This window comes from Bradyrhizobium sp. BTAi1, from assembly GCF_000015165.1.
GTDB lineage: Bacteria > Pseudomonadota > Alphaproteobacteria > Rhizobiales > Xanthobacteraceae > Bradyrhizobium > Bradyrhizobium denitrificans.
Genome location: NC_009485.1, coordinates 6,883,502 through 6,903,069, shown reverse-complemented (window position 1 = coordinate 6,903,069; position 19,568 = coordinate 6,883,502). Strand labels below are relative to the sequence as shown.

The following is a 19,568-nucleotide window of genomic DNA, read 5'->3' as shown; positions in this document are numbered from 1 at the left end:
AATCGTAGCGCCCGGACGGTTCGACGATTTTCGACCAGGAGTAGTAAGCCACGGACCGTGTAGTTGGCTTACCTACACACCAATGTTCTCCGTGAATCTACGGAGAGCGCGAAATCACTGCCTGAAACGCTCGCGGGTCCGTAGCACTACGGTTTCGGAATTTGGTACATGTTAAGCTTGCTGTCCTTAAGTCGCGCCGGGTCTACGTGACATATCGTCGCAAGGATGCGGAGTGAAGGGCAATGAAGCTCTTAGATAATCTCAAAATCGTCTGGAAACTCGGTCTCATCGTCGCGGTGCTTGGTTCGGCACTTGTGGGGATCGTTGCCTATAGTACCGTCCAGCTGGCTGGCACGGTCGAGGACTTCTCCGAGCTGATCTCGGACCAGTCAGCCAATATCGGTCTCGTCCGGGCTCAGCGCCGCGCCGAGACGTATCATGCGGCTCTCTACGCGCTCCTCACGGAAACGACAGACGAGGCGAATGCGAGTCGGATGAAGACCGCAGTGGAGGCACGTGACGGGATCGCGGGACTGTTGCAGGCGGCCGCCAAAGATAGCGCGATTCAAGCGAATGACATCCGAAACTTCGCCTCACGGTTTCAGGCCACATTTGCCGCGTGCGATCCGATTCTGCTAGCGGCCGCGAAATCGACGACAGCTCAAGAAAATGCCAAAGTGGGCGAGCGGGCACACAAGGAATGTGACCCATCGATCGATCGATTGCTTGATGAGCTTCAGAAGTTCTCCTTGGCGACGGTTGACCGGGTGAACAAGCAGCGTGCGGCGCTCAGAGCGGAGGCTGCCGCAACCACTCGCAACGTTCTGCTGGTTGGCGGGGCAGGTCTCCTCATCGGCGTTCTCGCCGCCTTGTTCATTGGATTGAAGTCATTGTCAGGACCCGTTGCAAGGCTCAAGGAGGCCATGGGGCGGCTCGCCAATAACGATCTGACGACGGAGGTGCCCGAGATCGCGCGCCGTGACGAGATCGGCGAGATGGCCAAGACCGTGGAGGTGTTCAAGACCAACGGGCTTGAAGTGGCTCGGCTGAAGCAGGCACAAGAGGAGGCGGAACGGAAGGCATCAGAACAGCGCCGCCGCGACATGCTCGATCTCGCGGACCGCTTCGAGCACGCTGTCGGTGAAATCGTGGATACGGTCTCCTCGGCATCAACCGAGCTGGAAGCCTCTGCCGGCAGTTTGAGCACGACCGCCTCGCGCTCTCAGGAACTGTCGACGACGGTTGCTGCAGCCTCGGAAGAAGCCTCGACCAATGTCCAGTCAGTAGCTTCGGCCACCGAGGAATTGTCATCCTCCGTCACGGAGATCAGCCGGCAGGTGCAGGAGTCCGCCCGTATGGCCAACGATGCGGTCAATCAGGCGCGAAAGACGAATGATCAAGTCGCCGAACTGTCCAAGGCCGCAGGCCGTATTGGCGACGTCGTTGAACTGATCAACACGATCGCGGGCCAGACCAATCTCCTCGCGCTGAACGCGACCATCGAGGCGGCTCGGGCCGGCGAAGCGGGCCGCGGATTCGCGGTCGTTGCAACCGAGGTCAAGGCCCTGGCGGAGCAGACTGCAAAGGCAACAGGAGAAATCGGTCAGCAGATCGGCAGCATCCAGGCTGCGACCAACGAGTCGGTCGATGCGATCAAGGCGATCTCGACGACGATCGAAAAGTTGTCGGAGATTGCGTCCACCATCGCCGCCGCGGTGGAAGAACAGGGCGCCGCAACGCAGGAAATCTCCCGCAACGTCCAGCAAGCTGCCGCGGGCACGCAGCAGGTATCGACCAATGTCGTCGATGTGCAACGCGGCGCTTCTGAAACCGGGTCTGCGTCGAGCCAAGTGCTCGCGGCGGCGAAGTCGCTCTCGCGCGACAGCGAGCGACTCAAGGTCGAGATTGGCCGTTTCCTCTCGACGGTGCGGGCTGCCTAAGGTGCGAAGGTCAGGCGGAGCCGGGTCTTTGCCCGGCTCCCGCGAGACAGACGCATGGGGCTTGTTCCGGACGAATGGAGAGATGCGGCAGAGCCGAGCTTAGGCACTGGCCGGCCTGCGACAGCCAAGTCGTCGAGCAAAAGAGAAACGTCTGAAATCAGCGGACTTGAATGGGGAGCACTTCAGGCATACTGGCGATGCAGCCCACGGGGTATCGCAGCAGGGCCTAACGTGATCTCGCGCGAAGGAAACCTCCAGGACGCACTCACATCTTACGGCGACCTTTATCCAACGCTGAAACTGAAGTGGAGCGAAGGCGTCAACAACTACATGGTGTACGCAACCGGAAACCGTCCCGTGGGTGACTACAGTCCGTCTCGACTTGCGAACATCGGCCTTGGTCATGGCGCATTCGATGTCGGTGGTGGCTACACGTACATGAACCCCGCCACTGCGATGGAGCTGTCGGGCGTTGCCGGCTTCACCTACAATTTCAAGAACGTCGACACTCAGTATCAGAGCGGCATAGATTTTCACTTTGACTGGGGCGTTTCGCAATTTCTCTCCAAGCAGCTTTTCGTCGGCCTTGTCGGCTATGCTTATCAGCAGGTGACCGACGACGTGGGCCAGCCCCCGGTGCTCGGAGGTTTCCGCTCTCGCGTAATCGGTATAGGATCCCAGATCGGATACGTGTTCCCGATTGGAGCCAACCAGGGTTTCCTCGGGTTGAAAGGATATGGCGAGTTCGACGCCGCGAACCGGCCGTCCGGCTGGAACACCTGGCTGACGTTCTCGATATCCGAGGTCGCGCCGGCGACGACATCATCTCAGAAGGGGCAAGCCCGTCGAAGATAATTGACCGGATGAACCCCGGCGGTATGCTCGCGCCCTGTGTCGCCCGACCGTCGCTGATGAACCGGCAGCGAGTTTCCGGTCTGAGCCGGGAGAGGTGATCGTGAGGGGCAGCAGGGGTGATCGTGCGAAGCTCGCGGTGGGCGGAGCTCTCGCGCTCTCGGTTCTCGCCGTTCGTCAGGCAGCCGGGGCTGACCCCGCGGATCATTCCACATCGCCCGCAATCTACCTGGACATGCGCACCAGCTATGCCCGCATCCCCGCGGGATCGCTGGGACTGGGGTTCGGCCCGGCCTCTCTCCTGAGCAGACTGCTGCCGGCCGCATCCATCAGCATCCCGGCGGCCACGGCCGTCAGCGTCGATCTGCCCTTGACGGTCGATGTCACGGACAGCCTTTCGATCTACGGCGGGGTATCCGGCAACTCGACCCGGTTCGACGGTGGAGGCTGGTCGGACTTCGTCACGTCGAGCTGGAACATCGGCTTGCAGGCGCAACTCTACGACCAGAACGGCGGCTTTCTGCCGTCCGTGACATTGCAGACGACATTGACGCAGTCGCTTCCTCCAGGCCCCCTGGCGACGACATCTTTCAGTTCGATCCTCGAATTCGACTATGCCCTCGACGAGGACGCCACCCGCGGACTCCTTACGGGATTCCAGAACAACCAGACCGTCGTTGCCAGCGACCTCGCCAGCATCCGCTCCTACTCGATCGGGTATGTCGGAGGTTACTACCAGTGGCCCAACAACTGGAAGTTCACCGGGCGCATCGGCATCCAGCATTTCGAAGGGGCGACCTTACTCAACGCAAGCGTGGTTCGCCCCTTCACGCAGCCGGTCGTCCGGCTGGATCTCGATCGCATGGACGACGACGACAATCGGCTGTTTGGGGTCACAGCCGAAGTATCGTGGGTTCCAAAGCCGGCTTACACTTTGACCTTGCGGACGCCGATTTTCCTATCGAGGCCGTGAAATCCGTTGTTGGCGGCTCTCCGACTTTGCGCGGTGTCTACGAAGAAAGTCCTCTCGCCTCATATTTTGGCCTGGTAGGCACCCAGCCGGCCGACTTGCAACCCGACCACGTTTCTCATCTTTTGGTATCGGCTGGGGTGCCACGCACTGACCGCCATGCTCCCAGGGCGGCCAAAACTCGTGCAGCAGCGAGATACGTCGCGAAGGACCATTTCCGGACTTTGCAAGCGAAGCTCGCTGGTTGAAGGTGACTCGGCTCCCCTTGCCCGACGGCGGCACCGAGCTGACCGGCATGGCCATGCTGCGCGCTTCAGGAAAGTGAGATCGAGTGGCACTACATCGCGCCCGGCAAACCGACCCAGAATGCCTTCATCCCGCTTGCCGGGCCGCGAGAAGTCCAGCACGACGCCTTTCTGGTAAATCTAGATGTCGAGATCGCGCGAAACGAACTCCGAGCCTTGGTCGACGCGGATCGCACCGCCGGTTTTTCAAACGATTTGGGTACGCCACGTGGCTGTGGACGGTGTCGCTCCTAGCGAAAAGGTTAGGTCCAGATTCGAAAATTGAGCGGGAGTTCGAATCCCACTCTCGTCGCCGTCGACGTGAAATTCGACGAAGTTCACCCTGAACCCAGCGCCCAAATCGCTTGCTCGACGTCTTGTCGAGCCAATCCCCTCGCTCGTGCAGCAGGCAACGCACTTGTGGCATGGGGCCGGCGAAAACGACGTCGATCGCTAAAATTATCGTGTGCCCAGAATGCCCCGGCTGAGTTGGGGCACACCGTAAGGGAGCGGTTAGTATAAGTCACTGAATTGTCGGACTTAATGGTGGGCGCACAAGGGATCGAACCTTGGACCTCTCCCGTGTGAACGTAGGGGAGGGGGTAATCTATCGCTTTGATATAGCGTTTGTTTTTGCATTTTTGCGTGGCGGCTGCGCGGATTTTGCGCTAAACCTTCGCCGCCTCGATAGCCAGAACGATGTTTGCTGCTGATAGGTGAATGGCGTAAGCAGCAATGTAATCCGGCACTTTTGGCGTGTCGGGTGCGCCGCCATGGGGACCCGCATCGTTGCGAACGCCGGGTAAGCCGGTTTTCATCGCAGCTATGTAGCTCTCAAATCCTTTGTCGAGGTAGTCGGGAAACAATCCCTTGGCGTTCACGACCTTGATCAGGTCCGTCGCACGGGCTCCCTTTTCGTAAGGCCAACCCTTTACTGTGCAGATCGCCTTGAGCGTGGACTCGAATGCACTGCCGGCGAAGGTCACAGCCTGCCTATTTTCTCCTGCGCGGTAGTGAGCGTGCGCCGCGACGAAATCGGCGTTCGCGGTCTTAAAAATGGGATTGCGTGACAGCAGGCCGAGCGCCGGCTTGACGATTTCAGCATGCACGAATTGGTCGTTGATTTTGATGATAAAGCCGTTTTCGAACTGGTAACCTATGCTGCTTTGTCGGAATCGAAAATTTAGGTCATCAATAAATGTATCCTTCTGAAAGCTCTTCATCGCGCGCGCAGACAGTTCGATTATCGTCAGTGCGCCTTCGACAAGGTGCATGTCCAAAAGCCATTCCTTGCAAGATGCGAAAGGGTCCGGATTCCCGGTCAAACGCGGAATGCCGAGCGCTGCGGCGGTAGTCTTTTCTATCCCCCAAAAGACCTCAAGTGTCCTTTGCATCGTTAGTCCGGAAAAAGCATAGTCCCAGATGTGAATGATCTGGTGCTTTAGATGTTGTGGAATATCGTCGTAGATGTAGACATCGGGACCGCCACTTTTTTGCTGTCGTTGCATTCGCTCAAAATACGTTTCGAAAATTGGCATCTTTGCCCCTCTAAGGTTGAGGATTCGGCTCTCAAGCTACTACTTTTGTCTTGGCTTGGCGTCCCTGCTTTGCAACCAGCCGGGCGTTCGTCGCTATGGTGCCTCCTCGCGGCCGGCTTCGTAGGCATCATGCAGCGCTGCGCAGATGCGCTTGGCGAGCTCGCCGCATACCTCGGGAGAGAGCAACGGTAAGCCGTGGTCACGCTTCCATGCCGCGACAATCGCGGCGGCGTGGTCGATCGTGGTGCCGCTCGGTTCATCTTCGAACATCGGCGCGGATTCGCGCGCCGGCGGGCTCGCGCTGCGGGCGAAGGCTTGCGCGGCTGATTGCGCCGCCTTTCGATCCGGCCGGCCGTTGATCGACCGTCGCCCCGCGTTGTCGTCAAAGTAGAAATATCGGCTGATCCGTACCTCGAAACTCTCCTCGTGGGGAATCAGCCTTACCGTCGTTTGCTCCGTCGTCGCCTTCATGGTGTGGTCCAATGAGGGTTGTCACGCTTGAATGATGTGGGCCGTGCGTGGCCGCGATCGCCATTCACGACGCCTTGCGCTTTTTCGTGCTCGGGCGCGGTGACTCTGCCTCGCTCGGCCCATCCGGCACCAAACTATCGATTGTTACTTTCAACGCGTCCGCGAGCTTGCGCAGCGTTTGAACGTCGCCGCTTTTCCGCCCGCCCTCGATCTCGGACAGATAGCCTTGCGTGATGCCCACGCGTTTGGCGAGATCATCTTGACTCAAGCCGCGCTTCTTACGGAAGAACGCGAGCGGCGTTTTCGCCGCAAGGAATGCGTCAACCTCGGCGCTGCTGAAGGTTTCTTCTTCGCCGCTCTCAACGCGGGCGATCGAGCGGCGGAGAGTTTCCGCGTCGGCGGCATCTTCATTGGCTGCGGCGACGAGTTGATCGTATTCCTTGCGGGACAAGATCACAATGTCATCGCCTTTCGGGCTCTTGGTCATCACGGGCATGTCGGTTTGTCCTTAGTCATAAATCCCGCCGCGCGGGCCGATGTCGTGAACTGTGATGGTGTCGGCAGTCTCAGTAAACAGGATGCGGAAATCCTGAACGCGCAACCGCAAACGATCGCTTCCAACCAGCGCTTTGACGTTGCGGGCCTGTGCTTCCGGGTTTGCCGCATACTGCTCGATCTTAGCCCGGATCAGCTTAGCCTTGTTGGCGTGACGCTTGAGGGCCGTCATTGCGGTGAGGGTGTAAGCGATCGTTTTCATGACGAGAATATAGCTTATAGCGATATTATCGTCAATGGCTGTAAGCGATATTATTTCGGCCTACGCTCTATTTTATTTGGAGTGGCGGGCCGCCACGCGCGCGGCCTTCGCCGGACTGATCTAGGGATCAGCTTCCTTCCCCTCCTAATCCTGCGGCGAGGCCGATCCCCGCGACAATCAAAATCCCGCCGGCTACGATGGCCGCAAGCGTGTAGCCGTACGAAGCGGCGCCAGCCGCTCCGATCGCACACACGCCGCCTATGATGGCTGCAAAAGCCTTGGCGCGCTCGGCGGTCATGCTGCCGCGCCCTTCTTGGCCTTGCGCCGGGCCGGTGACACGTTTTGGCCTGGTTGTTTCGTCGCAGGCGCCGGCCCGATCGACGGCATGTTGTGGATCGATGGCGCGGCATCCTCGACGTTGAGGTGCGCATAGCGCAACACCATCTCAAGGCTTGACCATCCGCCGAGTTCCTTGAGGCGGTTTAGATCCCGGTTTTGTCGATAGTGCCACGTTGCCCAAGTGTGCCGGCAATCGTGCGGATGAAAATCGGTGATCCCGGCGCGATCGCATGCGGCCTTGAATCCTTTCTTGATCCGCGAACCGGCCGACACGTCGCGCTCGTCGTCGGGATCGAGCGGGGCATATGGCTCGCCGAGAGTGTATTCAACCGTCTCGATCAGCTCGCCGCTGTTGCTGCCGCTCGGCAACCATTTGGTGATCTTGTGGCCCGGCTTGCGGAACACCTCGCCCTCGCGGTGGGGCAGATTGGCAAGGATCGCGACAATATCCGGGTGAAGCGGCACGCCGCGATCTCGGCCGTTCTTTGTGTCGAGGAACTGCACCTCACCGCGCTGCAAATCGACGTTGCGCCAATCGAGCCAAAGCGCCTCGCCGCAACGGGCGCCGGTGTAGAACAGGAAGGCGACAAGCGGTCTGAGATGCGGCGCGCATGCCTCAATCAGCTTGTGCGCTTCGGCGTGTGTGATCCAACGCACGCGGCCCTTGGGCTTCTTAGGGCGTTTGAATTTGACCGGTGAACAAAAGCCCTTCGGGCCGTGCTGATGGGCTTTGTTGATGACGGCCGAGAGAGGCGTGTAAAACTGACGATCGAGCGTTGCCGGGGCGAGACCGGGGTAAATCCTCTTCGCGGCGTCGTCGGCGACTGTTTGATCGATCTTGTCGAGCGGGGTGATCCCAAAATGATCTATCAGAGGTTGTAGGAATCGCGCTTCGCCGCCGTTCTCTAAGTAGATGACTGCTGCGGCCTCGAACGTGCCGCCCGCCTTGATGCCATGGACAACACTTTGCAGGATTTCCCACTCGCGTTTCGCGCGGATTTCCTCGGCAACCGCTCTGACATCAGTTTCGCAAGTCTCGTGGACGTAGACGCCTTTGACGGTGCCTCTGATGTACCAATTTGGTGAGTTGGGCCGCTGATAGAGTTTGAGGGGCATTCCATCCGCTCATAGAGTTGTGCAAGGTCCTGATCGGTAAAGAGTTTCGCACGCCCAATAGTACGGTAAAAGGGGTTGACTGCGATAAACTCTGCGAAAACCCGCTTAGAAACCCGAAATTGCGCCGCCGCCTCGTCGAGTGTGTAAAGTTTCGGTGCCATTCCCCGCCCCGTTAACCAAGAATGAGCCAGCGGGATCGCGCCCGCCGGCGGCCATCGTCAGGCGAGCGCCCAAGCCGCGATCGCGGCATTGCCGATCAGCAAACCCATGAGAAGGTGATAGGCCATCATGCCCAGGCCGCTCCGAGCGCGCGCGCCCGCGCAAAATAGGCGGCCTCTTCGGCGTCGAGTTCGGCGAGGTGTTCGGCTCCGGCCTCGATCGCGATCGCTACACCGCGTTGCCGGCGCAAGACCTCGAGCGCGTTAAGCAGATCGGCGAGGATTGCGTCGCGCTCGGCCTTACGTGCCGCAAGAAGCGACATCGTGTTCTCGGTGATCCGCCGAATGTCGGCGATGAACGCGAGCGGTCGGCTCGCGCGTTTGCAGCGCGGGCAAGCGCAAGCTTGCAATGCGATCATTGCTGTCAGTCCTCGGATTGGTAGCGGCCATGTGAGACGATGATGCGGCTCGCGAGCGCGCGCTCGGTGCCATTAAAGTATCCCAGTGCGACGGCGTGCCATGCCTGTTGACCATCGCGCGAGATCAGCGCCCGGCAGAGTTTTCCGCCGAGCGATTTTGCCGTGCGGTACACGTCGGCGCCGCTGGCGCCCGTGACGCACGCCGGCAACTGTTCGAACGCCTCGCGCGACATCATTGCGTCGCGTAGAAAGACGATCTCGCTCATTGTTGGGGCCTCGCTTTCGCCGAACGAGCACGAGCGATCTCCTCGACGGCGCGCACGTCGGGCAACTCCCGCTCGGCAGGGGGGATGCCTCGCCGGGCTTGTCGGCGCCACAAGTCGAGCAGTTCGTCTGCCTCCTGCTGTCGGGTCATGATGGGCGCCTCTCGATCGAGCCGACGATCTCGATCGTCGCGGCGTCTTTGCGAGTGTTGAGGATGGTGCGCCGGTCGGCGCTCGTGATCTCGGCACCCGGCTCGATCTCGATCGTGTCGATAATCTTCTCGTTAGAGTCGCGCACGATCAGGGTTTGCGTAGTCGTCATTTCGACTGCCTCCGCAAGAAAGCGGGAATGTCGAGGTGATCGGTCCCGGCGGCGCTTGGCTGCGTTGTGCTCGGCGTCGCCAGCGCCGAACTAACAACGGGCGACAACAGCCGTTTCACGGCGCGCTGCTCGGCGGCTTCATACGCGGCTTTGAGTGGCGCGATTTCCGCCGCGATCCGATCGCGCTTGGCGATCAGGCTCGGCAAAATCTTGCGCTCGACCTGGTGCTTGGAATTGCGCCGGTTCTCAATCTCGCGCTCGACATCGTGTAGAGCGAATGCGGCACGTTGGTAGGGGTGCCATTCGGGGATTTGATAGGACAAAATCATTGCCGGACCGCTCTTGCTTTGCGCGTCTTGCGCGGGGTGACGTGCGCGAGGCCGGATGCCGTGATCATCGCCGCGAAGTGCGGGCGCTCGCCGTTCGGGCCGCGTACCGGCATCGGTACAATGCGCACGTATTCAGGAAATACGGTTTCGACGACGCGAAGGTTGAGCGCGACCGTTCGGTTGTAGATCGGGTGCAATGCCGACGGGTCGGGTGCGAGGATACGCAGGGCGTGCAAGCATCCCTCGGTCAGGCGGCGTCGCGACATAGTGCTCCCTCCTCGTTGCTGGTGTGAAGGGCGGTGCCGGCGATCTCGCTGCCGATCGTGCGCGCGCACCATTGGCCGCGTTTCGTGATCCGGGCCGTGTTGGGGTCGCTGGAATAGATCAGCCGGCGCTCGATCAGCGCCGCGATGGTGCGGCGGTTGATCGGCGAGCGCTTGTCGGGGCCGTACCAATGCGAGCCGGCGCGGCGCAGAGTTCCGAGATGGGCGGAAAGGATCGCGGTGCGGGCGGCTTGGCCGAGCGTCGCGATGTCGTGGCAACCCGGCTCGCCGGCGGCGAGATGCGGGAGTGTGGAAAGATCGAATGGGCGCATCCAAAACCTCAACGGTGACTAGTCGATATGGCTAGTTTGATTCCGTCGGGTCAACAAGTCTTTTCCACTAGTAAAACGGAATTTTGCCGAAGCCTGTCCACAATTCGGCGGCGCTGTGGGTTTTTGCAGCGCACAAAAAAACCGCGTCGGGAGCGACGCGGCTTTGTGCGTGTGGCGATGATGTCGCGGTGTTAGTTCGCTCAATCCTCGCGAAGAAACACGCCGCGCACGCGGCCGAGGATCTCGACCGTATAGCCGTCGCGGCCTTGTAACGGGATCGCGGCGTGACGCGGATCGCTCGACTCGGGCTTGAGCCAAACTTGCCCCTCGGGGCCGAGCGCTACTTGCTTGATCGACTCCTCGATCATGCCGTCGTGCCGGGTGACGCGCACATGATAGCGCCGGCCCTCGACGAGCTCGGCCGGACGGTTGACTGCGCCGGCCTCAAGCTTGGCCAGGATGACGATCGCGCCGGCCGAATATCTGAGATTGTTGTCAGTGCCCCGTATTTCCCCGGCGTAGAGCGCGAGGCTATTCAATTCATCGGAAAAGGGAATCATGATGTCGAACTGTTCCGCAACTGGTAACGCGGCACCCTTTTTGAAGTGCCCGCCCTCTAACGCACACGTCACAGTGACGCGCAACAGGTTTTCAGCAAGAGGTTGCGCGATGATCTCGGCGGGCGGCACGCCGAACACTTCGCCGAGCAACGTCATCCATTCTTGAGTCAAATTCTGATCTCCGGTGGCGAGCTTGTTGATTGTAATTGTGTGGCACTTCGCGCGGTTGGCGTCGTGTCGGGCCTCGGCGAGATCGCGCACGCGCTGCGCCACCTCTTGATAGGTCCACTTGCGTTGTTTGGTTAATTCGAAAATCCGGTTTGGCCGGATGCGTTTGCGCGCCACGGTGCCCCTCTGCACGAAAAAAATATTTCGTAAACTTCTCAAGTCCCTAGCGCAAAAGAATGGCTTTGAAAACTAGTCATATTGACAAGGGTCTATTGACCATAAACTAGCGAATCAGGCTAGTCTTTTGGCGTCAGGTTCGGCGGATTGGGTATGCCGTCCTGTGGGGGTTCTCACTCTTGACATTCTGAATTTGGGGTCGCGACGGCGGCGGATGCCGCACGCCTTCGCGTGGGGGTTTTCATGTCCAATCGTCAACCCGTCGCCCATGACGGGCAGGGCGACGCGATGCCGTGCGCTTGCCCGGCTTGCCGCTCGCCGTTTGTCTTCTCTCGCATCGTCAAGGTTCACGCCACGACATCGGCAAAGCCGCCCGTCGAGCGGGGCGACGTTGTGCGAAAGGCGCGCGCATGTTGACCGAGATCGCGCACGATCTCGGGATTGTTTCGTTGGCCGCCGGCGCCGCGATCATCGTCACGATCGGGGGAATTTGGGCGCGTGATGCTTTGACGCGCCGGCGGCCGGGCGACGTGCTCGACTACATCGAACCGGCGCCAGCGCTTTGGCTCGCGACGCTTCGCTGCACATGCACGGCGCGCCTCGGCGAATGCGCCTGCGCCGTCGATGGCGTGCGCAACCCGCGCGGCGCCGGCCGCGCTCGCCCCGCACCCCGCCCGCTCGGGTGCCCCGCATGCCGCGATCAAGACTGTTCGACGCCGGCCGTGTGCCGTGCCGTCGCGCGCCTCTATCCGGGCGACGACACGCCTTGCCCGATCCGATCACCGCGTTTCCGCAACTAACAGGGCCAAACTGACAATGCGCGACTCCTCAAGCTATCGCGGCGCTCGCCGCAACCTCGCCCGCCGCTCGGGCTTCCTCGGATGGTGGCGCACGTCGGCGACGTACGTCATTGCCGCCAACCATAAGGCGCGGCTTTACGATCGGGCCGTGATGGCGAACGGCGCTCGCGAGGCCGCCGCCAAGGCCGCCGTCGCCAATCACAACGGCGCGCCGCTCGCCGGCGTCATCCATGCGGCCTATGTGGCGTTCTACGCGTCGCAGAAGCGCACCCGCGCCGTCGCGCGCATCTTGCGCGATCTTGGTTCGGTCAAGGCGGCCTGATCGATGCGCGAGACAACGAAAATCAGGTTGCGGCACGGCTATCTCGGCGCGCTCACAAAGGCGCAGATCGCGCGCGCTAACGGCGTGTCAGAGATCACCGTCGAACGCTTCTGGCGCGGCGAGAAGGCCGCCGGCGTGTTGCCGGCGGTTCGCCCGCACTTCGCCGAACAAACCACCGTGCCGGCGCCGCTGGCGCATGCCGTTGGCGATCCCGACGACATGCCCGACGCCGACGAGCCGCCGGCGCCGGCGCCGCTCGGCGACATGCTCGCCGCGCTTCGTCAGCATCACGCCGATCTCGATCGCGCCGGCGCGCAAGAAGTGTCGCGCGATCTTCTCCGCTTCGATCTCAAGGGAATGCCGCTGCCGATGCACGGCATGCTCATGGCGATTTGCCGGGCCGCCGACGCCAACGCAGCGGCGCGCAAGGTGCTCGCTTGATCGGCGAGGCGCCCGACTACATGAGCGCGTTCGACGCCGCGCTCGATGCGATCCGCGCGAACGATGCCGCCGCGCTCGACCGCGCTCAAACCGAGATGCGTTTCGAGGAGATGCGCGCTCAAACCGATGGGGAACGGGAGTGAGTTTCAGCCTTAACGAAGTGAAGTTGATCGGCCATCTCGGCGCCGATCCCGAAATCCGGCGCACGCAAGACGGCCGGCCGATCGCAAATTTCTCGCTCGCCACGTCGCAGAAGTGGCGCGACAAGACAACAGGCGAGGCCAAGGAAAAAACCGACTGGCACCGCGTCGTCGTGTTCAATGAGAACCTTTGCAAGGTCATTGAACAGTACGTCAAGAAAGGCGCGCACGTCTTTATCACCGGCTCTTTGCAGACACGCAAATGGACGGATCAGAGCGGCGCCGAGCGCTACGTGACGGAAGTTGTTTGTCAGGGGTTCGACTGCAAGCTTGGCTTGCTCGGCGGCCGTCGCGACGGGGTGCCGGCGAACGATGGATCGGGGCACGACTTCAACCGCGAGCCGACATCCTCCGCACCGCGCCGGGCCGCTGGCGCCGGGCGCAATGCGGACATGGACGACGACATTCCGTTCTGATGGCGCCGGCCTTCGATAGCCGCGCCGAGTGGCAAGATCAGCGCAGCGAGGCCGAGCGGCCCGCTGATTTCTCCGAACCAACCAAGCGCGAACTACGCGAGAAAATCGCTGAGGCGATGCGCAACACTGCGCGACTGCCGATCAAGGGAAAGGGCAAGACGTGAAATCTGTTCTCGATCTCCTCGACACCATCATGCGCACGCCGGGCGTCGATGCCGACGTTAAGACCCGCGCCGGCTTCCTGCGCTGGCGTCTCGCCGGCGCCCTTCGCTCGACCTTCGGGGTGTGAGGGCGCAGCGATGGCCGAATCCTTCTGCGATGGCCGCGTGACGCTGCACCGGGGCGATATGCTCGCGGTGTTGCCGTCGCTGCCCGAGGCGTCGATCGACGCTTGCGTTTGCGATCCGCCCTATGTCCTGCCCAAGGTGGCGGCGCGGTTCGGGAAAGAGGATTCGGCCGTCGCGCAAGGGCGCGTCTATCAGGGCGCGCTTGCGAATTTCGTCGGCAAGCCGGCGATCGTCGGCGATGTCGCGCACAAGGCCGAGACATGGCGCGAGGTGTACCGCGTCTTGAAGCCCGGCGCGTGGGTCGTCGCCTTCTCGGCGGCGAACAATTTCGGCGGCCTGCAAAATGCGCTCGTCGCCGCCGGCTTTGAAGTGCGCGAGGCCGTGCTCGACATCATCGACGCCTCGCACCGCGTCGCCGCCTTCCTTGATTTGCTGTCGGATGCGCAACGGCTCGCGTTCCTCGAATGCGTCGTCGAGCGATCGAGCGCCGGCAATCTCCTCGCGTGGGTGTTCGGCTCGGGCTTCGCGCATGGCAAGCCGATCGGCAAGTTTATGGATCGCCACTATCTCGGCGATCAACTCGACATCGACGAGATCGCGCGCGGGCCGGTGACGCATAGCGCGGCATTCTATGAGGGCGCCGACATCGTTCTCAAGCCGGCTTTCGAGCCTATTGTGATGGTGCGCAAGCCGCTCGTCGGCACCATCGCGGAAAACCTCGCCGCGTTCGGCACCGGAACGCTCAACATCGACGCGTGCCGCGTCAAGGGCACCGATCAGGATCGCAACCCGTCAAACGTCATTCACGACGGCTCGCCGGCGGCGCTCGGCGCGTTTCCGGGCGGCGCCGATCGGTTCTTCTACAGCCCGAAGGCCGATAGCCGCGATCGCGCCGGCTCGCGGCATCCGACGGTCAAGCCGCTCGACGTGATGCAATGGCTCGTGCGGCTCGTGTCGATGCCAGGGCAAACGGTGCTCGATCCGTTCGCCGGCTCGGGCACCACCGGCGAGGCGGCGCTCGCCGAGGGCCGCCGCTCGATCCTCGTCGAGTTGGACAAGCAATTTCAAGACGACATCGCAGATCGCATGCGCACGGCCTTGGCCGGCCCTGACGAGCGCAAGCGCCAACTAATCAAGGCGAAGGGCACCGACACGCCTTTCGAGGCCGGCACGCTGTTCGCAAGCTTGTGGGGGACTACATGAAACCGAAAATCTATCTTGCCGGCCCGATCTTTGGCGCAACCGGCGCAGAGGCGAACGATTGGCGCCGCGATATGATCGCCCGGCTCGCGCCGCACGGCATCATCGGCATTTCGCCGCTGCGCTGCGAGCCCATGGTCGGCACGCGGTACGATCTCCACTATGCCGATCCGTGTTTCGGCACGCCGGCGGCGATCCTCGGCAAGAATTTTCTTGATCTCCGCGCGTGCGATCTCACGCTCGCCTATCTGCCTTCGCCGCCCGAGGTTGCCGAGCTGGGCGCGATCGCCGATCGCATGGGCAGTCTGTCGGGCGTTGTTAGCTCGATCGTCGGACCGGTTGACAGCGAGGAGACGGAAGCGATCGCGGCCGATGCCGAGTCGCTTAAGCGCATTGTGCGCAAGGGCGTGCAACGCTCCGTCGGCACGATCGGCGAAATCTCGTGGTGCTACGCGCTGCAAAAGCCGCTCGCGATCGTGAGCGACGATCCGCTCGTGCGGCATCATCCGTTTTTCACTGAGCAAGCCAATTGGAAGCTTTCGACGCTCGACGAGGCCGAGCGGCTGATCGTCGGCCTCTTTGCGGACTACGCGCGCTCATGAGCAACCGGGGGCAATCCTTCATCGTCGAGGTTCGGCGCAAGCCGAATCCCGACTACCAATCCAAGCCGGGCGACGCGCGTCGCTCGGGCCGCGCCGATCCCTCCGGCCTGGTGCCGGTGCACGTCACTTTCGACGAGCGGGCGCACACGATCGAGGCGCGGCTCGGCGTCGTCACGGTTGGCGCAGTGACGCATGACACGACGAGCAAGGGCTATTTTTGGGCCATCTATCTGCCCGGCATGCCCAACACGCCGAGGCCGGCCAAAGACGCCGACGCGGCTCGCCGTGCGATCCTGCACAAGGTTCGCGAGTGGTGCGAGGCGGCGCGGCTGATCACGGCGGCGCGGCGATGATCACGCCGAAACGGGTAAACGGCGGTGGCGGCATGACATTCGGGCGCGTGGATATGGCGGGGCGCGGCGAGCCGTCGAGCCCCGCACCCCGCGATGGCCGGATCAACTGGCTCGACATGGTGACGGTCATCGACAACGAGCAAGGGCGCCATGTGATCGGCGCCAAGCTGGCGCGCGCCGAGTTGGCCGAGGGGAAGCTAACGGGCGTGGCGCTCGAAACTGCGCAACGTGTGCTCGCCGAGCGCGAGCGGCTTGCCGCGATCTTTGACGCCGTGTCGCGGCTGATCGAGCGCGTGCGCACCGACGCCGTGATGTTGGATCGCCTCGTGAAGCTTGAGCGCGGCGAGGCCGATCAAGACGACGAAATCCGGTACGATTAAGATGATCCCTGATCATGAGCTTTTGGCGCTGAAAGAGCGCAACCCGGTGCACGAGATCGCCGGGCGATGGGTGAAACTGCGGCGCAACGGCCGCAAGGGTTATATCGGGCCGTGTCCTATGTGCTCGGAAAACCCGCAAGGCCGATCCGCGACGAAATTCGAGTGCAACAGCGTCAAATGGGTTTGCGCCGGCCAATGCCAAGACGGCGGCGACGTGATCAAACTCGTGCAGAAGCGCGAGGGGGTGGATTTCCGCGCGGCGATCGAACGGCTCGGCGGCGTGCGCGATGAGAAGCCAACGCCGGCGCTCGCCCGCATGGCCGGGTTGCGAGCATATCAGGCGGGCGAACCGCTCGGCGAGGTGCCGGCGCCGTTCGGCGATGATCCCGATTTGCGCATGGCGTGGGTTCGCGGTTGGGGCGATGGCCGCAAGCGCGCCGACTATGAGGTGTTCGCACGCGAGCGCGAGCGCAAGCGGCTTTATGATTTCTGGCAAGCCGGCTCGCGCTGGCAAGGATCGAGCGTCGAGGATTATCTCGCGTGCCGTGGCGTCCTGGCGCCCGAGAACGCGAGGTTGCGGTTTCATCCCGACATGCCGCTGTTCGCCGACGGGCGCGAGCACGAGCCGTTGCTCGTGCATCGCGGGCCGGCGATGCTGGCGCCGTTCCTCGACGCCGCCGGCGTGTTCCGCGGTTTGCATATCACTTGGATCGACACCTCGGCTGAGCGCTGCAAGGCGATCGTGCATCATCCCGAAACCGGCGAGGTGTTGCCGGCCAAGAAAATGCGCGGCACGAAAGCCGGGTGTTACATCGATCTCGGCACGAGCGACGGCCTCAAGGGGCAACGCGTGCCGCACCCGCGCGTGATCGTCGGCGAGGGCATAGAGACGGTTTTAGCCGTCTACACGGCGTTGTTGCGTGCTGGGCGGGATATGTCCCGCACCACGTTACGCGCTGCCGGTGATCTCGGCAACCTCGCCGGAAGGGCATTAGAGACGGTGCCGCATCCGACGCTCAAGACTGCAGCCGGCCGCGCGCAACGCGTGCCCGGCCCCGATCCCGATCCGCAATCGCCGGCAATGCCGGTGCCCGATCACGTCGCTGAGCTGATCTTGCTTGGTGACGGTGACTCCGAGCCGTTCCTGACGCGCAACGCGCTGGAACGCGCCTCACGCCGCCATGCGCGCGCCGGCCGCACGATTCGCGTCCGCTTCGCACCCGACGGCCTCGACTACAATGATGCACTGCAAGGCAAGAGCAAATGACTAACCACGACGACGACAACGTGCCACCGCACGAGCAAATCGCGGCATGGATCGAGGGCGATCACGACGCCGATCTCTCGGGCTTCGCCGCCGCCTCCTATGCCCCGCACCCCGCCGATGGGGGGTCCAATTTTGAAGGGGCAGGCGAGGAGGATGTCGCGCCGGCTGATGACGAGCGGCCCGCCGACGCCGATACGTTGCCGCGCGAAATCATCGTCGCGTGCTCGCACGAGCCGCAAAACGACACCGGCAACGGCAAGCGCTTGTTGCAATGGTTCGGCGCCGATCTCGTGCATGTGCGTGATATGGGCTGGCACGCGTGGGTCGGGACGCATTGGGAACGCGAGGGCGGGATCGAGGCGGCAACACGTTGCGCGCAAAAGGTGGCCGAGCGCATCGTGCTTGAGGCCGACGTGATGGCCGCGACACCGAACGAACAGAAGGCCATTGACGCCGCGAGCCAAGCCCGAGACGCGGCGGGAGCGATCGAGGCAGCCAAGGGCGCCGAGGCGCGCAAAGATCAGCGCTGGCAAATGCTGATGCGTGTTGTGGCCGCCGGCGAGGCCGCGCAAACCGCCTTGGCGAGCCGCCAAGTCGCCCGCCGCAAATACGCGATCTCAAGCGGCAACGCGGCCAAGGTGCGCAACATGCTCGATCAGGCGATGCCGCATCACACGATCGAGATCGACAAACTCGACGCTGATAAGCTGGCGTTCAACGTGCGCAACGGCACGCTCTGCTTTGTCGCCGACGAGATGCCCGATCCCGACGCGAGCGATCACTCTAACCAGGTGCTCAAGAGGTGGCGCGTCGAGTTTCGTGAGCATAACCGTGCGGACTACATGACAAAGGTCGCGCCGGTTGACTATGATCCGAAAGCGAAGTGCCCGACGTTCGATGCCTCGTTGCGGCGGTTTCAGCCGAGCGCGGACATCAGGCGGTTTTTGCAGCGCTATCACGGCTATGCTTTGACCGGCCTCACGGGCGAGCAATGCTTGATCTTCAACTATGGTGGCGGATCGAACTGGAAATCGACGTTTGTCGAACTGATGTGCCGCATCAGCGGCCCATACGCGCAAACGATCCCGTTCGAATCGATCTCGGGCGACGTGCAAAAGAGCGGATCGCAGGCGTCCCCGGAGTTCGCGCGCTTGCCCGGTTGCCGGCTGTTGCGCGCCGGCGAGCCCGATCCGAACGTGCAATTCAAAGAGGGGCTGATCAAGTCATTAACAGGCGGCGAGCCGATGCTCACGCGGGCTAATTTCAAGGACTTTTTCGAGTTCCGGCCCGACTTCAAGATCGTGCTATCAGGTAATCACAAGCCGAAAATCTCCGGCGTCGATCACGGCATTTGGCGCCGTATCAACCTCGTGCCTTGGGGGATCACGATCGCGGATCACGAAAAGCGGCCGATGCCCGACGTGCTCGCCGAGCTAATGGCCGAGGCGAGCGGCATCCTCAATTGGCTCGTCGCCGGCACGCTCAACTACTTGAACGGCGGATTGAAGCCGCCGCCCGAGGTTGTCGCGGCTACTGCGGCCTATCGTGAGCGTATGGACCCGGTGGGCGCGTTTGTCGGGCAATGTGTCACGGTGTTGCCGCCGCCGGCCGCGCACGCCGGCGCGGCGTTCGTGCCGGCGCGGCAGATGTACGGCGCCTTTGTCGCGTGGTGCTCGGTCAACGAGCAAAAGCCATGGGGCGAAAAGGCGTTCGCCGGCGTGATGGAAGAAAAGGGGTTTGAGCGGCACCGATCCAACGCCGGCATGCGCTACCTGAATGTGCAGCTGCATGACGTGCCCGAGCGCGACGGCATGGGCCGAGACGACGTTCCGCCGCATCCTGGCGCCGACGACGCGCCCGTTCCCGTGTAGCCGTGTAGCGTGGTGTACGGTCGCCGCCAACCCTACACCCGCAATTCGGCTAGGCGGATCAGTAGTTTATCCGCGAAGTGTAGGAAGTGCAGGGAAACGGGGATCTATATCAGTATTTTCTCTAATGGGGGTAAGGGGGAAACTCTCAACTCTCATATGTCACCCGACACC

28 protein-coding genes and 1 pseudogene are annotated in these 19,568 nt (G+C 62.2%); 16 read left to right on the top strand and 13 right to left on the bottom strand.

Annotated elements, in window-relative coordinates; genetic code table 11:
* Positions 1-242 precede the first annotated feature (242 nt).
* The 3 genes and pseudogenes from BBTA_RS31095 (at position 243) to BBTA_RS31085 (ending at position 3,765) form a co-directional block, all read left to right on the top strand.
* Complete coding sequence (locus BBTA_RS31095; protein ID WP_012046475.1) at positions 243-1,940, top strand: methyl-accepting chemotaxis protein; 1,698 nt, start codon at positions 243-245, stop codon at positions 1,938-1,940.
* Between the two features lie 219 nt (positions 1,941-2,159).
* Positions 2,160-2,795, top strand: a pseudogene (locus BBTA_RS31090) (transporter); the annotation flags it as partial.
* A gap of 136 nt (positions 2,796-2,931) precedes the next feature.
* Positions 2,932-3,765 (top strand): hypothetical protein, encoded by an 834-nt coding sequence (locus BBTA_RS31085; protein ID WP_244424209.1) that lies wholly within the window; start codon positions 2,932-2,934, stop codon positions 3,763-3,765.
* Between the two features lie 949 nt (positions 3,766-4,714).
* Here the strand turns inward: BBTA_RS31085 and BBTA_RS31080 are convergent.
* The 13 genes from BBTA_RS31080 to BBTA_RS38320 form a co-directional block, all read right to left on the bottom strand.
* Complete coding sequence (locus tag BBTA_RS31080; RefSeq protein WP_012046473.1) at positions 4,715-5,584, bottom strand: STM4504/CBY_0614 family protein; 870 nt, start codon at positions 5,582-5,584, stop codon at positions 4,715-4,717.
* Positions 5,585-5,677: 93 nt separating this feature from the next.
* Positions 5,678-6,055, bottom strand: coding sequence for a hypothetical protein (locus tag BBTA_RS31075; RefSeq protein WP_041750998.1), 378 nt, complete (start codon positions 6,053-6,055; stop codon positions 5,678-5,680).
* A 64-nt stretch (positions 6,056-6,119) separates the two neighbouring features.
* Entirely contained in the window at positions 6,120-6,551 is a 432-nt protein-coding gene (locus BBTA_RS31070) for a helix-turn-helix domain-containing protein (RefSeq protein ID WP_012046471.1), read from the bottom strand.
* Between the two features lie 12 nt (positions 6,552-6,563).
* On the bottom strand, positions 6,564-6,812 hold the full coding sequence (locus tag BBTA_RS31065; protein WP_012046470.1) for a type II toxin-antitoxin system RelE/ParE family toxin: 249 nt from the start codon (positions 6,810-6,812) through the stop codon (positions 6,564-6,566).
* A gap of 127 nt (positions 6,813-6,939) precedes the next feature.
* A complete protein-coding gene (locus tag BBTA_RS40985) occupies positions 6,940-7,110 on the bottom strand; it encodes a hypothetical protein (RefSeq protein ID WP_012046469.1) in 171 nt (56 codons plus the stop codon).
* Positions 7,107-8,267 carry a site-specific integrase gene (locus tag BBTA_RS31060; RefSeq protein ID WP_012046468.1) on the bottom strand — a complete coding sequence of 387 codons (1,161 nt, stop codon included), beginning with the start codon at positions 8,265-8,267 and terminating at the stop codon, positions 7,107-7,109. The genes BBTA_RS40985 and BBTA_RS31060 overlap by 4 nt, the downstream gene beginning before the upstream one ends.
* Before the next feature lie 286 nt (positions 8,268-8,553).
* Positions 8,554-8,844: a hypothetical protein gene (locus tag BBTA_RS31055; protein WP_012046466.1), complete on the bottom strand. Its 291-nt coding sequence runs from the start codon at positions 8,842-8,844 to the stop codon at positions 8,554-8,556.
* 5 nt (positions 8,845-8,849) lie between these two features.
* Positions 8,850-9,110 carry a hypothetical protein gene (locus tag BBTA_RS31050; protein ID WP_041750997.1) on the bottom strand — a complete coding sequence of 87 codons (261 nt, stop codon included), beginning with the start codon at positions 9,108-9,110 and terminating at the stop codon, positions 8,850-8,852.
* Between the two features lie 145 nt (positions 9,111-9,255).
* Positions 9,256-9,429 (bottom strand): hypothetical protein, encoded by a 174-nt coding sequence (locus BBTA_RS40980; RefSeq protein ID WP_168167932.1) that lies wholly within the window; start codon positions 9,427-9,429, stop codon positions 9,256-9,258.
* Positions 9,426-9,758 (bottom strand): hypothetical protein, encoded by a 333-nt coding sequence (locus BBTA_RS40975; RefSeq protein ID WP_012046463.1) that lies wholly within the window; start codon positions 9,756-9,758, stop codon positions 9,426-9,428. Before BBTA_RS40975 ends, BBTA_RS40980 begins: the two co-directional genes overlap by 4 nt.
* A complete protein-coding gene (locus BBTA_RS31040; RefSeq protein WP_041750995.1) occupies positions 9,755-10,024 on the bottom strand; it encodes a hypothetical protein in 270 nt (89 codons plus the stop codon). The genes BBTA_RS40975 and BBTA_RS31040 overlap by 4 nt, the downstream gene beginning before the upstream one ends.
* Positions 10,006-10,353, bottom strand: a complete 348-nt coding sequence (locus tag BBTA_RS31035) for a hypothetical protein (protein WP_041750994.1) — start codon at positions 10,351-10,353, stop codon at positions 10,006-10,008. Before BBTA_RS31035 ends, BBTA_RS31040 begins: the two co-directional genes overlap by 19 nt.
* A gap of 200 nt (positions 10,354-10,553) precedes the next feature.
* Positions 10,554-11,258 (bottom strand): hypothetical protein, encoded by a 705-nt coding sequence (locus BBTA_RS38320; RefSeq protein WP_148221537.1) that lies wholly within the window; start codon positions 11,256-11,258, stop codon positions 10,554-10,556.
* Between the two features lie 410 nt (positions 11,259-11,668).
* On the opposite strand from BBTA_RS38320, the gene BBTA_RS31025 reads away from it, so the two are divergent.
* The 13 genes from BBTA_RS31025 to BBTA_RS38310 are packed head-to-tail and all read left to right on the top strand — an operon-like array spanning position 11,669 to position 19,397.
* A complete protein-coding gene (locus BBTA_RS31025) occupies positions 11,669-12,058 on the top strand; it encodes a hypothetical protein (protein WP_041750993.1) in 390 nt (129 codons plus the stop codon).
* A gap of 16 nt (positions 12,059-12,074) precedes the next feature.
* Entirely contained in the window at positions 12,075-12,380 is a 306-nt protein-coding gene (locus BBTA_RS31020; protein ID WP_012046458.1) for a hypothetical protein, read from the top strand.
* Positions 12,381-12,383: 3 nt separating this feature from the next.
* A complete protein-coding gene (locus BBTA_RS31015) occupies positions 12,384-12,821 on the top strand; it encodes a hypothetical protein (RefSeq protein WP_012046457.1) in 438 nt (145 codons plus the stop codon).
* A complete protein-coding gene (locus tag BBTA_RS40970) occupies positions 12,818-12,964 on the top strand; it encodes a hypothetical protein (RefSeq protein WP_168167931.1) in 147 nt (48 codons plus the stop codon). Before BBTA_RS31015 ends, BBTA_RS40970 begins: the two co-directional genes overlap by 4 nt.
* Positions 12,961-13,437, top strand: a complete 477-nt coding sequence (gene ssb, locus BBTA_RS31010) for a single-stranded DNA-binding protein (RefSeq protein WP_012046455.1) — start codon at positions 12,961-12,963, stop codon at positions 13,435-13,437. Before BBTA_RS40970 ends, ssb begins: the two co-directional genes overlap by 4 nt.
* Positions 13,437-13,601 (top strand): hypothetical protein, encoded by a 165-nt coding sequence (locus BBTA_RS40965; RefSeq protein WP_012046454.1) that lies wholly within the window; start codon positions 13,437-13,439, stop codon positions 13,599-13,601. The genes ssb and BBTA_RS40965 overlap by 1 nt, the downstream gene beginning before the upstream one ends.
* On the top strand, positions 13,598-13,726 hold the full coding sequence (locus BBTA_RS41695; RefSeq protein ID WP_256374680.1) for a hypothetical protein: 129 nt from the start codon (positions 13,598-13,600) through the stop codon (positions 13,724-13,726). Before BBTA_RS40965 ends, BBTA_RS41695 begins: the two co-directional genes overlap by 4 nt.
* A 10-nt stretch (positions 13,727-13,736) precedes the next feature.
* Entirely contained in the window at positions 13,737-14,927 is a 1,191-nt protein-coding gene (locus tag BBTA_RS31005; protein WP_012046453.1) for a site-specific DNA-methyltransferase, read from the top strand.
* Positions 14,924-15,526, top strand: a complete 603-nt coding sequence (locus BBTA_RS31000) for a hypothetical protein (protein ID WP_041750992.1) — start codon at positions 14,924-14,926, stop codon at positions 15,524-15,526. Before BBTA_RS31005 ends, BBTA_RS31000 begins: the two co-directional genes overlap by 4 nt.
* Positions 15,523-15,879, top strand: coding sequence for a hypothetical protein (locus BBTA_RS30995; protein WP_012046451.1), 357 nt, complete (start codon positions 15,523-15,525; stop codon positions 15,877-15,879). The genes BBTA_RS31000 and BBTA_RS30995 overlap by 4 nt, the downstream gene beginning before the upstream one ends.
* Positions 15,876-16,259, top strand: coding sequence for a hypothetical protein (locus BBTA_RS30990; protein ID WP_041750991.1), 384 nt, complete (start codon positions 15,876-15,878; stop codon positions 16,257-16,259). Before BBTA_RS30995 ends, BBTA_RS30990 begins: the two co-directional genes overlap by 4 nt.
* Position 16,260: 1 nt before the next feature.
* Positions 16,261-17,526: a CHC2 zinc finger domain-containing protein gene (locus BBTA_RS38315; protein ID WP_049795417.1), complete on the top strand. Its 1,266-nt coding sequence runs from the start codon at positions 16,261-16,263 to the stop codon at positions 17,524-17,526.
* Positions 17,523-19,397 carry a phage/plasmid primase, P4 family gene (locus BBTA_RS38310; RefSeq protein WP_012046448.1) on the top strand — a complete coding sequence of 625 codons (1,875 nt, stop codon included), beginning with the start codon at positions 17,523-17,525 and terminating at the stop codon, positions 19,395-19,397. The genes BBTA_RS38315 and BBTA_RS38310 overlap by 4 nt, the downstream gene beginning before the upstream one ends.
* The last annotated feature ends 171 nt before the right edge of the window (positions 19,398-19,568 follow it).